Annotated in this window: 14 protein-coding genes; 10 read left to right on the top strand and 4 right to left on the bottom strand. The window is 46.9% G+C overall.

The genetic code is table 11. The features are described 5' to 3' along the window. The first annotated feature begins 318 nt into the window (after positions 1–318). Entirely contained in the window at positions 319–897 is a 579-nt protein-coding gene (locus J7I83_RS16870) for a GNAT family N-acetyltransferase (protein ID WP_215102648.1), read from the top strand. Continuing rightward, entirely contained in the window at positions 894–1,601 is a 708-nt protein-coding gene (locus J7I83_RS16865; protein WP_215102647.1) for a class I SAM-dependent methyltransferase, read from the top strand. Before J7I83_RS16870 ends, J7I83_RS16865 begins: the two co-directional genes overlap by 4 nt. Positions 1,602–1,651: 50 nt before the next feature. Here J7I83_RS16865 and J7I83_RS16860 read toward each other — a convergent pair whose 3' ends face one another. The 4 genes from J7I83_RS16860 to fdhF all read right to left on the bottom strand — a co-directional run bounded on the left by J7I83_RS16860 (position 1,652) and on the right by fdhF (position 7,362). After that, the gene (locus J7I83_RS16860; RefSeq protein WP_215102646.1) at positions 1,652–1,780 is read right to left on the bottom strand and encodes a YhfH family protein; all 129 of its coding nucleotides are present in this window, start codon (positions 1,778–1,780) and stop codon (positions 1,652–1,654) included. 75 nt (positions 1,781–1,855) lie between these two features. Then, on the bottom strand, positions 1,856–3,148 hold the full coding sequence (aceA, locus tag J7I83_RS16855) for an isocitrate lyase (RefSeq protein ID WP_215102645.1): 1,293 nt from the start codon (positions 3,146–3,148) through the stop codon (positions 1,856–1,858). 792 nt (positions 3,149–3,940) lie between these two features. Further along, entirely contained in the window at positions 3,941–4,420 is a 480-nt protein-coding gene (locus J7I83_RS16850) for a helical membrane plugin domain-containing protein (protein WP_215102644.1), read from the bottom strand. Between the two features lie 14 nt (positions 4,421–4,434). After that, positions 4,435–7,362: a formate dehydrogenase subunit alpha gene (gene fdhF, locus J7I83_RS16845; protein WP_215102643.1), complete on the bottom strand. Its 2,928-nt coding sequence runs from the start codon at positions 7,360–7,362 to the stop codon at positions 4,435–4,437. Positions 7,363–7,769: 407 nt separating this feature from the next. Here fdhF and J7I83_RS16840 point away from each other — a divergent pair, with 407 nt between their 5' ends. The 8 genes from J7I83_RS16840 (at position 7,770) to mobA (ending at position 13,699) form a co-directional block, all read left to right on the top strand. Next, positions 7,770–8,153 (top strand): Na-translocating system protein MpsC family protein, encoded by a 384-nt coding sequence (locus J7I83_RS16840; RefSeq protein ID WP_215102641.1) that lies wholly within the window; start codon positions 7,770–7,772, stop codon positions 8,151–8,153. After that, a complete protein-coding gene (fdhD, locus tag J7I83_RS16835) occupies positions 8,140–8,955 on the top strand; it encodes a formate dehydrogenase accessory sulfurtransferase FdhD (protein WP_215102639.1) in 816 nt (271 codons plus the stop codon). Before J7I83_RS16840 ends, fdhD begins: the two co-directional genes overlap by 14 nt. Before the next feature lie 248 nt (positions 8,956–9,203). Next, positions 9,204–10,487, top strand: coding sequence for an L-lactate MFS transporter (locus J7I83_RS16830; RefSeq protein WP_215102637.1), 1,284 nt, complete (start codon positions 9,204–9,206; stop codon positions 10,485–10,487). A 241-nt stretch (positions 10,488–10,728) separates the two neighbouring features. Then, complete coding sequence (locus J7I83_RS16825; RefSeq protein WP_215102635.1) at positions 10,729–11,973, top strand: molybdopterin molybdotransferase MoeA; 1,245 nt, start codon at positions 10,729–10,731, stop codon at positions 11,971–11,973. Continuing rightward, on the top strand, positions 11,961–12,482 hold the full coding sequence (gene mobB / locus J7I83_RS16820) for a molybdopterin-guanine dinucleotide biosynthesis protein B (protein WP_215102633.1): 522 nt from the start codon (positions 11,961–11,963) through the stop codon (positions 12,480–12,482). The genes J7I83_RS16825 and mobB overlap by 13 nt, the downstream gene beginning before the upstream one ends. Then, positions 12,469–12,909: a molybdenum cofactor biosynthesis protein MoaE gene (locus J7I83_RS16815; RefSeq protein WP_215102632.1), complete on the top strand. Its 441-nt coding sequence runs from the start codon at positions 12,469–12,471 to the stop codon at positions 12,907–12,909. Before mobB ends, J7I83_RS16815 begins: the two co-directional genes overlap by 14 nt. Next, positions 12,906–13,139: a molybdopterin converting factor subunit 1 gene (gene moaD, locus J7I83_RS16810; RefSeq protein WP_215102630.1), complete on the top strand. Its 234-nt coding sequence runs from the start codon at positions 12,906–12,908 to the stop codon at positions 13,137–13,139. The genes J7I83_RS16815 and moaD overlap by 4 nt, the downstream gene beginning before the upstream one ends. Positions 13,140–13,144: 5 nt before the next feature. Continuing rightward, positions 13,145–13,699 carry a molybdenum cofactor guanylyltransferase gene (gene mobA, locus J7I83_RS16805; RefSeq protein ID WP_251047704.1) on the top strand — a complete coding sequence of 185 codons (555 nt, stop codon included), beginning with the start codon at positions 13,145–13,147 and terminating at the stop codon, positions 13,697–13,699. The last annotated feature ends 6 nt before the right edge of the window (positions 13,700–13,705 follow it).

The raw sequence follows: 13,705 nt of genomic DNA, 5'->3' as shown, positions 1-13,705 counted from the left end.
TGAAAGTATTGAATTACAACACGCCCTTTGAGGTATTCATGAGTTTCTTGCCGCGTTCGACTTGAATTGACAATTTACAATTTCAAAAAACTTTACCGCAAAATATTTTTGCATTAATAATTATCCCTACATATAATAATGCAAAAAAATAATGCATATTGCAATCTTTATTTTTGGGAATTTTGATATTGATGAAATTTTTCAATAAATAAGGGGGGTGAAAGTGACAATTAAGTGGACAGCTTTCGGAAATGGCGGTTTCTGGTAAAATGGAAACAGCAGAAAAAGAACAATACTATACGAGGAGGAAGGCAGCTGATGGAGATAAGCTATCTTTTTGAATCTGAGCGTTTGGGTTTCAGGCGCTGGGAAGAACGGGACCGGAATCCGTTTGCGGCCATGTCGGCAGATCCCGACGTGATGCAGTATTTTCCGAAGCCTTTGGCGAAGAGAGAAGCCGATCGATTAATCGATCGCTTTGAAACGCATATGGTTGATAAAGCTTATACAATGTGGGCAGTGGACCGAAAAGAGGACGGGACGTTTATTGGCTTTATCGGTCTGTTGGAAATAGCGATGGCTATAGAAGGACAAGGGGCTGCAGAAGTTGGCTGGCGGCTGGATAAATGCTTCTGGAAGAAGGGCTATGCGGTCGAAGGGGCGATTGCTTGTTTTGAGTATGCATTTGGATCTTTAGGGATGATCGAGGTCTATTCGTTCACTTCGGCAGTCAATCGGCCGTCCGAGAAAGTCATGAAGCGAATCGGGATGACAAAAATAGGCGAGTTTGAGCATCCAAACTTGGAAGATGGCAGTCCGCTGAAAACGCATGTGCTGTATAAAATCGACAAACAGCAAGCGTGTGAAAAATTCGATAGATCACGAGGTGAAAGATGAAGAAACAAGTGCTGGAAACATTCAATGAATTGGCAGGAGTCTATGAAAAGATGGGGGATGCGAATAATCTCTACAATACGCAATACGAAAGGCCAGCAATGATGCAGCATGTTGCGGCTGATTTGTCAGGGTTGCGGGTGCTAGATGCAGGCTGCTCGGCCGGTTGGTATTCCGAGCAATTAGCTGACAGAGGAGCAAAGGTCACAAGCGTTGATATGAGCCCTGAAATGGTCAGTTCCACCAAAAAGCTGCTGGGCGAAGATGCCGAAGTGCTGTGTTTGGATCTGGAAGAACCATTGCCATTTGGGGACCAAAGCTTTGATTTTATTGTCAGCTCGCTGACCCTGCATTACCTGAAAGACTGGCAGGCAGTTTTTGCCGAGTTTAGCCGGGTCTTAAAGCCGGGCGGCAACTTTCTGCTGTCGATCCATCATCCGCTGACAGATCTGCAGCTGCTGGACGAAGCCCATTATTTTTCGGCTGAGCTGATTGTCGACCAATGGAATAAAGGCGGGAAGACCTATCAAGTGCCCTTTTACCGTCGGCCTTTAAATGAAATTCTCAACACCCTGCTGGTTCATTTTGCAATTGAACACGTGACAGAGCCAAAGCCGACTGCAGTATTCAAAGAACTTGCATCCGAACAATACGATCATTTGATGAAAAGTCCGAACTTCCTGATCTTGAAGGTTGGCAAAAATTAAAAAAGGCAAACAAAAACCCACTCGATTTTTCGAGTGGGTTTTTGTTTTTTCTATTCGTCTTGATTGCACATGCAGCGCTCACATTCGTAGATGATTGACTGGTGCTGCTCCTTGATTTCGCATCCGCACTCGCGGCATTCTTTCTTCGTGCGTGTCTCGTAAGTTTGTGTCGTTTTCATAAGGATCTCCTCCAATAGTTTAGTTTTTTGAATGCCGTGTCGATGGATGGACGCTAATCAAAAGATGGCAATTGTTTATTTATTTGATGTGAATTGAGCTGTTTCAGTAGAGCCTTTCATTGCGGTCGTTGAGCTTGTGCCGCCTGAAACGATCTGTGAAATCTCATCAAAGTAGCTTGTACCAACTTCACGCTGGTGGCGCGTAGCTGTGTAGCCTTTCGATTCGTTAGCGAATTCAGCTTGCTGCAGCTTCGAGTATGCCGCCATGCCGTTGTCTTTGTAATCGTGAGCAAGTTCGAACATGCTGTGGTTCAATGAGTGGAATCCAGCCAAAGTAACGAACTGGAACTTGTAGCCCATCTTGCCAAGTTCAACCTGGTATTTCGCGATTGTTTCTTCATCAAGTTTCGCTTTCCAGTTGAATGAAGGCGAACAGTTGTAGGCAAGCAATTTGCCTGGGAATTCTGCATGGATCGCATCAGCGAATTGCTGAGCTTCTTCCAGGTTCGGGTGAGAAGTTTCACACCAAACAAGATCTGCATAAGGTGCGTATGCCAGGCCGCGTGCAATGGCTTGGTCGATGCCTGCGTTCGTACGGTAGAAGCCTTCTGGTGTGCGTTCGCCTGTAATGAAGGCGTGGTCGCGTGGATCGATGTCGCTTGTGATCAAATCAGCTGCATCTGCATCCGTACGAGCGATGATGATGGTCGGTACGCCAAGGACATCAGATGCCAATCGGGCAGAAACCAGATTTCTTATAGCGTTTTGAGTTGGAAGCAATACTTTGCCGCCTAAATGTCCGCATTTTTTCTCTGAAGCTAGCTGATCTTCAAAGTGGACACCAGAAGCGCCTGCTTCGATCATTGCTTTCATCAGTTCGTAGACATTCAGCGGTCCGCCAAAGCCAGCTTCAGCATCGGCTACGATTGGCGCGAACCAGTCAAAGCCTTCTGTGCCTTCAACTCCGTCGATCTGATCAGCACGTTGAAGTGCCTGGTTAATTTTCTTAACAACATCAGGGACCGAATTGACCGGGTACAAACTTTGGTCAGGGTACATTTGGCCTGCAGAGTTAGCATCTGCAGCAACCTGCCAGCCGCTCAAGTAAATTGCCTTTAAGCCTGCTTTAACTTGTTGAACTGCCTGGTTACCAGTTAGTGCACCTAGTGCATTCACAAAATCTTCTTCATGAATCGATTTGAATAATCTTTCAGCGCCTTTTCTCGCTAATGTATGTTCAATTTGTACAGAGCCACGAAGTTTTACAACTTCCTCAGCTGTATACATCCGTTCAATGCCATTCCAGCGGCTGTCCTCTGTCCAGCTTGCTTTTAGTTCCTCGATTTGTTGAAGTTTGTTTTTGACCATGTCATCCATCCCTTTCTGATTTGAAGAATTTATTTAACAAGCTGTATTAATACAGTTTGTTTTCTTGTTAATTAATATATAACAGATAGAGGGGGATGTCTTGAAAAATGGATAAAACCGATTATTTCTTGATAAAAGCAGATAATTCGCGATAAAGACTGGACTGTATTTCAGCTAGCTGTTTTACAACAGTTCACCAGTGAGAAGAGCAGGGATGTTAATGGACAGGGAAGGTTCTATATCCGAGAATTTTCTTATGGTCGAGACCCTTTAAAGAAGATCAATAAAATCAAATGAAGTATGGATTGAGCAGGCACATCTCTTATATAGAAGAAAAATTAAAGTTAAAGAATTAGAATGCGTGAAAACTGACTTTGCAAGCTTTTCTGATGCTGCATGCGACCACAACATTCTGCTCGAATCTATTGGAGTTCCTTCTATATAATAGAAGCTCCCAGCGATTGCTGAGAAATCACCTTTTTAAACCATGAAGATTCCACGTAATCTTATGCTTCTCCATACAGCAGGGATAAAACACCAGCCTAAAAAAACCTGAAAAAGTGAAATCACAACCAGCATAAAAATTCCATTATATTCCATTTAACCAGCGCCGGCGCGTCCACGAGCTGGGCGGAGCGGTAAACGGGTGTTCTTTCCGGTTCAGTGCGCGAGCCATGCCCAAAGCGGCCGAATCGGCTATAAAAGGATGTCACTGTTTTAAAACAAAAAACAGCCACGGCTATGAAAAAGCCGCGGCTGTTTATATGAAAGCATAGACGCTTGCTGAAAATCCTATCGATCCAGCCCTTTCCCCATGCCTTTCAGGAAATTGAGGCCAAACTTGATGGTGCGGTTAATATCAGGATCTCTGAATGCCTTTACCATCTGGAACACACCGAGTTTCTTGCCATTTTGATTTTGTGCTTCCGCTTCTTTCAACCCATTGACTACACTCGATGCCAGCTTGCCCGTCGATTCTGGATCAATTGCTGTTAATGCACCTGCTGCACTCAACATGTTATTGATGAGATTGGTCACCGGTTCACGGGTCGCTTGCCCCATCACCACTTCCGCAATGCCTTCTTTCGCTTTGACCATCGCAAGGACAGCGTCCAGAACTCCCGCATCGTCCAGATCACCCGTGATGGCCAATAGTTTATTGAGGGCCTCGTTTTGTTCGGCAATCAGCGTCTCCAATTCATAGAGCTTTTGCTGGCGGATTTCTTCTGCCGTCCATTCTTTCCTCTTGATCTGCGTTATTGGACTTGCCATAGGACATCACCTTTCTATCGTTGATCTGTCAAATGCACATAGCCTTCACGTGCCCATTTGCGTTCTACTTCGATGCCGGATACCGGCGTGCGTTTTTTGTCCCGCGGATTTGATTTTGGCAGCGGGCGCTTGACGTGATCTTTCAACACTTCCATGCGAACCTTCGTCTGCTTGTATGCTGGTGTATTGGTACGCTCGTCGACGGCCGGACCTGTCAGGAAATTGATGGCCGTTTCTTTTTTCGTCGAGTTCATGGGCAGGAACAATTCATTGCCTTTTACTCGACCCGTTACAATAACCGGTAATTTCAACGCGCCGTAAGGGGAGACAAGTCGGACAGTCGATCCATCTTCCAGTCCGCGTTCTTTTGCTAGCTGCGGAGAGACTTCAACAAACGTCTCTGGCAGTTTGGAGATGATGCCTTTGGATTTATCGGTCATATTTCCTTCGTGGAAATGCTCCAACAGGCGGCCATTATTGATATGAAGATCGTATTCGGCAGGGAAGACTACCGGTTCAACCCAATCGGATAGGGCGAAACGTGCTTTTTTATCCGGGAAATTAAAGCCATCGACATAGAGAAGCGGTGTGCTTTCTCCTTCCAGGCTGCCCCATAGGAAACTGTTCCAGCCTTCCATCGAAGCGTAATCCGCTTTGGCAAACAGTGGAGACAAACTTGCCATTTCAGCGAAAATTTCGCTTGGGTGGCTGTAGTTCCAGTCTGCACCAAGCCGGTTAGCGATTTCCTGGACGATCCACCAGTCTGCTTTTGACTGGCCGAGTTCCGGAAGTGCTTTGTAAAGGCGCTGGACGCGGCGTTCAGTGTTGGTGAAAGTGCCGTCTTTTTCCAGCGATGGTGCCGCTGGTAAAATAACATCCGCATACTGTGCAGTGCGGGAGAAGAAAATGTCCTGGACTACGAAAAAGTCGAGTTTTGATAACACTTCATCTACATGGTTGGCGTTTGAATCAACCAACGCCATATCTTCACCAACAACATACATCGCTTTCATGATGCCTTCTTCAACAGCCTGCAGCATTTGGATATTGTCCATGCCTGGCTTGTCGTCGATTTTCACGCCGTAAGCCTGTTCAAATTTCTGGCGGGCAGCATCATCTGTAATGTGCTGGTAGCCTGGCAGCCAACCTGGCAAAGAGCCCATATCGCAGGCACCTTGAACGTTGTTGTGGCCGCGAAGCGGGTAAGCACCGGCACCTGGACGGCGGTAGTTGCCTGTTGCAAGCAAAAGGTTGGAAATCGCAGCAGACGTATCTGAACCGCCGGTGTTTTGTGTAACGCCCATGCCCCAAAGGATACAAGTACCGTCGGCGTCACGGATCATTTCAGCAGTCTGGATCAAGGTTTCTTTGGACACGCCGCTTTGCTGCTCTGCGTATTCCAATGTGTACTGATCCAACACTTCTTTAAAGTCGTTGAAGTAATTTACATTGTCATCGATAAACTGCTGGTCGTGCCAGCCCTGGTCGATCATGTATTTCGTAACAGCCATCAGCCATACTTGGTCAGTTCCTTGCTTCGGTGTAATGAAGATATCCGAGCGTTCGGCCATTTCGTTTTTGCGCATGTCTGCAACAATCAACTTTTGTCCGTGCAGTTTATGGGCACGTTTTACGCGTGTCGCTAAAACTGGATGGCCTTCTGCAGGATTGGCGCCGACGATAATGACAAGTCCGGCACTGGCAATGTCTTTGATGGTTCCGGCATCTCCGCCCATGCCGACAGTACGGAAAAGGCCGTCGGTTGCAGGAGATTGGCAATAGCGTGAACAGTTGTCGACGTTATTCGTTTCAAATACTTGGCGGCTCAGTTTCTGGATGACGTAATTATCTTCATTGGTGATTTTCGATGAAGAAATGACGCCGATGGAATCTTTGCCGTTCTGTTCTTTGATTGTTTTGAATTTCGATGCAACAAGGTCAAGCGCTTCTTCCCAGCTGGCTTCTACAAACTCGCCGTTTTTACGGATGAGGGGAGTGGTGATGCGTTCTTCGCTATTGACGAAATCCCAGCCGAATTTGCCTTTGACACATGTGGAAATCGCGTTGGCAGGTGCTTCCGATACCGGTTGGATTTTCAGGATCTCACGGTCTTTTGTCCAAATTTCAAATGAACAGCCGACGCCGCAGAATGTACAAACCGTTTTGGTTTTTTTCGTGCGTGTCTCACGCATTTTCGCTTCGGCATCCGATACGGCCATGATGCCGCTATAACCCGGTTCAACATCTTTTATCAAATCGATCATCGGTGAAAGGATTTTTTCTGGAATGGCGGTCATAAAGCCTGCTTCTCCAAGCATCGAAGTTTCCATCAAGGCGTTGCATGGACATGCTGTTACGCATTGGCCGCAGCTGACGCAGGAAGAGTCGTTGATTTTTGCGCCGCCATCCCAAAGGACGATTGGGCGGTCACGCGACCAGTCCATGGTCAAAGTTTCATTGACCTGCAGGTTCTGGCAAACCTCTACACATTGGCCGCAGGCGATGCACTGATTCGGATCGTAGCGATAAAAAGGGTTGGTCAAATCAACTTCATCGACCGAACATTTCGGCTCAAATGGATATTTTTGGTGTTCGACTTCCATCATGTCAACCGTGTTGTGGATTTTGCAGTTGCCGTTGTTATTGTCGCAGACCGTGCAGTAAAGCAGATGGTTTTCGAGAATCCGGTCCATCGCTTCGGTCTGTGCTTCTTTCGCGCGCGGCGAGGCCAGCTGGACCTCCATGCCGGCTGCAGCGGGGGTTGAACAGGCACGGACAAGTTTGCCGTCAACTTCAACGATACATGTGTCACAGGTTTCAATCGGATCCACTTCGGGCATATAACAGATTTGTGGATGCAAAATCTTTTGTTCGTTGATCACCTGCAATATGGTTTTTCCTTGTTCGAATTCGATGGGTAGACCGTTAATGTTAATGGGCATGCTAAAACCTCCTTTGTGGGTTAAAGAGAAACTTCACTCAATGATGCTCTGGCCATTGAGGAACGCTTGCTTTCAGAGTCTGTAAAAAGGGGATAAAAAAATCCACTATGAAGAACACACCTTGACAAGTGTATCCGTTTCATAGTGGAATAGTATTTTAACAGGACGTGTTAAATGACCAATCCAACCGTTATAGGGTAGAGTGAAAGCGCTGCCGCAACAACGTACGGCAAGACCAACGTATGCTATTATTATAAACAGTAAAAATGTGATATACAACAGAATTAGGAAATTTTAAATTAAAATCAAAAAAATTCTATTCCACATACGGCTTCCAATACTTGGCGGAATACCAGTGGCTCAACGAAAACCAAAAAATATTCAGTCCAAAAGAGGAGAAAAACCATATGTCCAGACAGATCCATGAGTTTAACGACATCATTCGCAAGCTGCGCAAAAACCTATTCGGCAAAGGGCCGGAACGTATCCAAACCGTCTTTGTCAACGATATGGCCATCGCGACTTTGTACGGAAACTTGAGCCCGTCGGAACAATTTATTGCCAGAACAGCCGAAGGCAGGGAAATGGTCCATACTGCACGTACACGGATGATCCAGAGTGTCTATGCATCAGCTGCACCGGAAGGAATGGAGGAACTGGTCGGCGCAAAATTTGTCCATCTGTTCTCGGACATCAAAGTCGAAGATGATATCGCCGTGTCCGTGTTCCTTTTCGACCGGCCGATCGATCAAAATAGCCAAGCGGGAGGCAAGCCTGATGCAGCAAGATAAAATACGGAAAATCATACGTTATGAAAAAGGAGAATTTATCGAAAAGGAAGACCGCGTTGTCGTCGAACAGCCGGCAACCATTAAAATCAATGGCAAGGAATTCATCACCATCGTCTGTTCACCCGAGCGGATGGAAGAAATGGCCATCGGATTTCTGGTTTCTGAACGGATCATTCCAAACTACAAGGACATCCAGGAAATCCGTGTGGATGAAAAAACCGGTACGGTCCACATCACCGCTGAAAAAGTCTACCCGTTTTTTGAGCAGCTGCAGAACAAGCGTTTTATCAGTTCCTGCTGCGGTATGAGCCGCCAGGGGTTTATCTTTGCGCACGATGCCATGATTGCCAAAAAAATGACGGGGGTACGGGTGACGCTGACTCCCGAAAATTGCTTTCAGCTGATGGCGGACATGGCGGACTCGGCGGAAATGTTCAAGCAGACAGGCGGCGTCCACAATGCGGCTCTTTGTGATGCAGATGGCATCATCGTTTCACGGATGGACATCGGCCGGCATAATGCTCTGGACAAAATATACGGCTATTGCCTGATGAACAGGATTGATGTTCGCGACAAAGTCATCGTCTTCAGCGGCCGGATTTCTTCCGAGATTTTGCTGAAAGTGGCGAAGATTGGCTGCGAGATTGTGCTGTCAAAATCCGCTCCGACGGAACTGGCATTGACACTGGCTGACGATCTGGGAATCACAGCAGTCGGCTTTATACGTGGCGGCTCGTTTAATCTTTATACACACCCCGAGCGGATCGTCACCGAAAAAAATGCTGTGCAAACAAAAAAATAAAACTTGGTGACAAAAAAAGATAAGGGTGCTATGATTCTAATCGTCTTATTATTTAGTCAATTGAGATGGGCAAATTCCAATGATTTTTGCCTGCTGTGGCCAAAAAAACCAAGCGGTCCAACTGCTTTCAGTTGTCCTGAAAATTCCTCCTCCAGGCAATCAACCTCACGAAAATAAAAATTAATGATTTAGCTTTTTGAAAATCATTTTATATATTTTTTATCAATTTCATCAGGAGGGTAAGAAAAATGAAAAAAAAGCCGAAAAACAGATGGTTGATCGCGTTATCTGCAGTGGGGATACATATTTCGATCGGTTCGGTATATGCCTGGAGTAATTTTACGAATCCATTAATCGAACAATTTGGTTGGTCCACCAGCCAAGTACAATTAACGTTCAGCATCGCGATTTTGTTTCTGGGATTATCAGCTGCCTTTTTCGGCAGTTTTGTTGAAAAGTATGGGCCGAGAAAGGCTGGGCTTGTAGCTGCTATTTTCTTTGGAACAGGTATTATTGGATCAGGATTTGCTGTAAGCGCTTCCTCGTTGCCGATGCTTTACGTTTTTTACGGGGCGCTCGGCGGCATCGGACTCGGGATCGGCTATATTGCACCGGTTTCGACGTTGGTGAAATGGTTCCCTGACCGCCGTGGCTTGGCTACCGGTTTGGCCATCATGGGCTTTGGCTTTGCAGCAGCCATCAGCAGTCCTATCATGGAAGTGCTCATCACGTCTGTTGGATTGGAGCAGACCTTTTATATTTTAGGTGCAGCTTATTTCATCATCATGCTGCTGTCTTCTCTTTATCTGGAAAAACCCGAAGAAGGCTGGTCACCGGCTGGCTTTGAAGAAAAAGTCAACAGCGGCAAGGCCGAACGGAAAATTGATTTGTCTCAGCTTACCGCCAATGAAGCTGTGAAGACAAAACGCTTTTATTACCTGTGGGTTATGCTGTTTATCAATGTAACTTGCGGAATCGCCATTTTGTCGGCTGCAAAACCGATGGCTATCGACAGCATCGGTATGACGACGGTTCAGGCCGCTGCATTAGTAGGGGTCCTTGGAATATTCAACGGCCTTGGCCGCCTCGGTTGGGCAACGATTTCCGATTATATCGGGCGACCTAATACGTATACCGCATTTTTCGTCATTCAAATTGCATTATTCGCTTTATTGCCATTCACCACCAACGCGATTTTCTTCCAGATTATGCTAGCCATTATTTATACTTGCTACGGCGGCGGATTTGCGTCGATTCCAGCATATATCGCAGATATTTTCGGCACGAAGCAGCTTGGCGCCATCCATGGCTATATTCTGACAGCCTGGGCAGCGGCGGGGCTAGCCGGCCCACTGTTCGCAGCATTTATGAAGGATAAAACAGGCAGTTACGAAGGCAGTCTGTTGTTCTTCGCCGGGCTGTTTGTGGTCGCGCTTGTCATTTCGATGGTCATTCGTTTTGATATCCGGCGGATCCGTGCGCAAAATGCGAAAGTTGCAGTGCCGGCCAATGCAGAAGTTGCCAGCGACTAAATCGATTGCATCGTTGGATGCGTTTTCTGAAACAACCTTGAAATCAATAGATTTCAAGGTTGTTTTTTCTTTTCTTCCAAAAGGTCTGTTTGACAGCATCCAAGGCTTTGTATAAGTTTAATACGAGAACCAGGAAAGGTAAGGCTGAAAGTGCATAATTTAGACTGAATTAAAATACATATAGAAACACGCCGATCTATCAAACAAAAAAAGCAAAACAACTTTGAGGAGCTGAAGAACATTGGTTGAAAAACGCAATCCTATTCCTGTTTCAGAAGCGGTCGAACGGATAATGAAATATGCTTTGACGCTCGGAATTGAAAAGGTGGAACTGGAAGAAAGTTACGGCCGCATCCTGGCTGAACCGATTGTCGCGTCAAGCGATGTGCCGCCTTTTAACCGTTCGCCCTATGATGGCTATGCCATTCGTTCTGTAGATTCTGCTGGAGCGTCGGGTGAAAATCGAATCGCATTCAACGTAATCGACCATATCGGAGCGGGGGAAGTGTCCGCCAAAAGGCTTGAATCCAATGAAGCGATCCGCATCATGACCGGGGCACAGCTTCCGGAAGGAGCAGATGCCGTGGTGATGTTCGAGCAAACGGTCGAAACAACAGAAGCCATCACTATCCGCAAACCGTTTGAACAATTGGAAAACGTTTCCTTGCAGGGAGAGGATGTCCGGAATGGTGAAGCAGTCATCGACAGCGGCAGCTTCATCAACCCGGGAACGATTGCGCTGCTGGCGACTTTCGGCTATTCGCATGTATTGGTGGCGAAACAGCCGGTTGTCGGCATCCTTTCAACCGGAACTGAATTATTGGCAGTTGGGGACGAGTTGGTGCCGGGGAAAATCCGCAACAGCAATGGACCAATGATCGTCGCACAATTAAGGCGCATGGGTTTTCGCTGCAAAATGTATGGCATGTCCATCGATCAGTTGGATGAAAGCTTTAAAGTAGTCAAAAAAGCAGCGGAAGAAACCGATTGCCTGATCACCACAGGCGGCGTGTCCGTCGGAGATTTTGATTTTCTGCCGGCGATCTATGAACGGCTGGGCGCTGAGGTGTTGTTCAATAAAGTCGCCATGCGTCCGGGTAGTGTCACGACAGTGGCGGTTGCGAACGGCCGTTATTTATTTGGTTTATCCGGAAATCCATCTGCCTGCTTTACCGGGTTTGAATTGTTTGTCCGCCCCGCGCTCCTCAAAATGATGGGTGCCGGCAAGCTTTATCTGCCGCATACAAAAGCGGTATTGGGGGAGGATTTCACCAAAGCCAATCCGTTTACACGATTTATCCGCGCTTCCTATGATGGAGAAACAGTGTCGCCGGCCGGATTCAATAAGTCGAATGCTGTATCATCTATTGCACGGGGCAATGCATTGATTGTGCTGCCGGGAGGTACACGTGGCTTCTGTTTAGGCGATGCTGTCGATGTGCTGCTTTTGGGTATGGAAGAAGGGGCCGGCAAATGGCGCTTGTAAAGGTATTGCAAGTGGTCGGTTTTAAAAACAGCGGCAAAACGACATTGATGCTGGAACTGCTCAAGCAGGCAAACCAGAAAGGCAAAACCGTCTCCACCATCAAACATCATGGCCACGGGGGAGCTTTGGAGATGCCGGCAGTTGAAACCGACAGCATGCGTTTATTCGAAAAAGGCGCAGCCAGCTCGATTGCTTACGGCGGGGGAGTTGTGCAATGGCATCAGCGAAAAGAAAAAGCGACACTGGATGAACTGGTTGCCCTTGCTTCTCTGGGGGATCCGGAGTTGATTTTAGTAGAAGGCTTTAAAGAAGCCGATTATGAAAAAATCGTTTTGCTGCGGTCAGTGGAAGACTTGCTGGAGCTTCAAAAACTGGAACATATAGCGCTGGTGATCGCACCGGGGATGCTGAAACTGGACAATATCCCGGTAATTCTGCAGAATGACAGCAAGCAACTCTATAGCTGGTTTACTAAATGGATGGATGGTGACAACAATGAAGGCATTTGAAATAGTGAACAAAGCAATCGATCCCCAACTGTACGCAGATTTGGTGCTGCGGCCGGAAGCGGGGGCTGTAACCTTGTTTACCGGACATGTCCGGGAATGGACAAAAGGGGTTCGGACGCTTTATTTGTCTTATGAAGCCTATGTACCGATGGCTGAAAAAAAACTGGCACAGATCGGTGAGGAAATCGAACAGCGCTGGGCAGGTACGAAAGTGGCGATCGCTCATCGGATCGGGGAGCTGCAAATCAGCGATATTGCAGTCGTCATTGCGGTTTCATCGCCACACCGGAGAACAGCTTATGAAGCAAATGAATATGCTATAGAACGGATCAAAGAAATCGTGCCCATCTGGAAAAAAGAGATTTGGGAAGATGGAGAAGAATGGATCGGCGACCAAAAGAAAAAACCGGAAGGGGGATTGGAATGATCTCATTGCATTATTTTGCGGGGCTCAGAGAACAGACCGGCGTTTCGGAAGAACAAGTCGATATGGCCGGACGGACAGTGGAAGAATTATGGCAGTGGGCTACAGAGAAATATCCGGATTTTCTGTCGGGTGCAGCCCGTTTGGCTGTCAATGAAGAATACGCGCTGCCGACAGATGTACTGGAAGCTGGCGATGTTGTGGCGTTTATTCCACCGGTCAGCGGCGGATGACCAACATGGTTGGCATCCTTTTGGCAGGAGGTATGTCGCGGCGTTTCGGTTCACCAAAAGCCTTTGCAGAAATTGAAGGGGAACTGTTTTACGAACGTGCATATAGAGCTTTGGACCAGGTCTGCAATCATGTAGTGATTATTTCCAGACCAGAGTTGATGACGCGCTTTTCACCTGAATGCGATGTCATTACCGATCTCGAATGGGTTGCAGGGCAAGGTCCGTTAGCAGGTATTCTGTCAGGGATGACAGCCAGGCCCGCTGAGAACTACATGGTGTTGCCCTGCGATATGCCGTTTATTGGTCCTGCTGAAGCCAATAAGCTGTTGGAGCTGGCAGATGATTTATCCGATATAACGGCTGTTCGGAATGCAACTGAAAAAATGCCGTTATTCAGTATTTGGAACTTCCGTGTGAAAGAAGAGCTGCACAAGGATTTGGCAGCGGGGCAATTGCGTGTCATGAAATTCATGGATAAAGTTACGACCGAGTGGATCGATTCTTCCCAACTCCATGAAGACCCACTTGTTTTCCGAAATTTAAATCAGCCCGATGACTAAAAAGGG

The sequence above is a fragment of the Planococcus sp. ISL-110 genome, assembly GCF_018613575.1.
Taxonomy (GTDB): domain Bacteria; phylum Bacillota; class Bacilli; order Bacillales_A; family Planococcaceae; genus Planococcus.
Note: the sequence above shows the minus strand (reverse complement) of the source record. Positions and strands in the feature narration are given on the sequence as shown.

Coding starts and splice junctions, on each gene's coding strand:
- J7I83_RS16870 (WP_215102648.1), top strand. CDS start 319: ATGGAGATAAGCTATCTTTTTGAATCTGAGCGTTTGGGTTTCAGGCGC.
- J7I83_RS16865 (WP_215102647.1), top strand. CDS start 894: ATGAAGAAACAAGTGCTGGAAACATTCAATGAATTGGCAGGAGTCTAT.
- J7I83_RS16860 (WP_215102646.1), bottom strand. CDS start 1,780: ATGAAAACGACACAAACTTACGAGACACGCACGAAGAAAGAATGCCGC.
- aceA (WP_215102645.1), bottom strand. CDS start 3,148: ATGGTCAAAAACAAACTTCAACAAATCGAGGAACTAAAAGCAAGCTGG.
- J7I83_RS16850 (WP_215102644.1), bottom strand. CDS start 4,420: ATGGCAAGTCCAATAACGCAGATCAAGAGGAAAGAATGGACGGCAGAA.
- fdhF (WP_215102643.1), bottom strand. CDS start 7,362: ATGCCCATTAACATTAACGGTCTACCCATCGAATTCGAACAAGGAAAA.
- J7I83_RS16840 (WP_215102641.1), top strand. CDS start 7,770: ATGTCCAGACAGATCCATGAGTTTAACGACATCATTCGCAAGCTGCGC.
- fdhD (WP_215102639.1), top strand. CDS start 8,140: ATGCAGCAAGATAAAATACGGAAAATCATACGTTATGAAAAAGGAGAA.
- J7I83_RS16830 (WP_215102637.1), top strand. CDS start 9,204: ATGAAAAAAAAGCCGAAAAACAGATGGTTGATCGCGTTATCTGCAGTG.
- mobB (WP_215102633.1), top strand. CDS start 11,961: ATGGCGCTTGTAAAGGTATTGCAAGTGGTCGGTTTTAAAAACAGCGGC.
- J7I83_RS16815 (WP_215102632.1), top strand. CDS start 12,469: ATGAAGGCATTTGAAATAGTGAACAAAGCAATCGATCCCCAACTGTAC.
- moaD (WP_215102630.1), top strand. CDS start 12,906: ATGATCTCATTGCATTATTTTGCGGGGCTCAGAGAACAGACCGGCGTT.
- mobA (WP_251047704.1), top strand. CDS start 13,145: ATGGTTGGCATCCTTTTGGCAGGAGGTATGTCGCGGCGTTTCGGTTCA.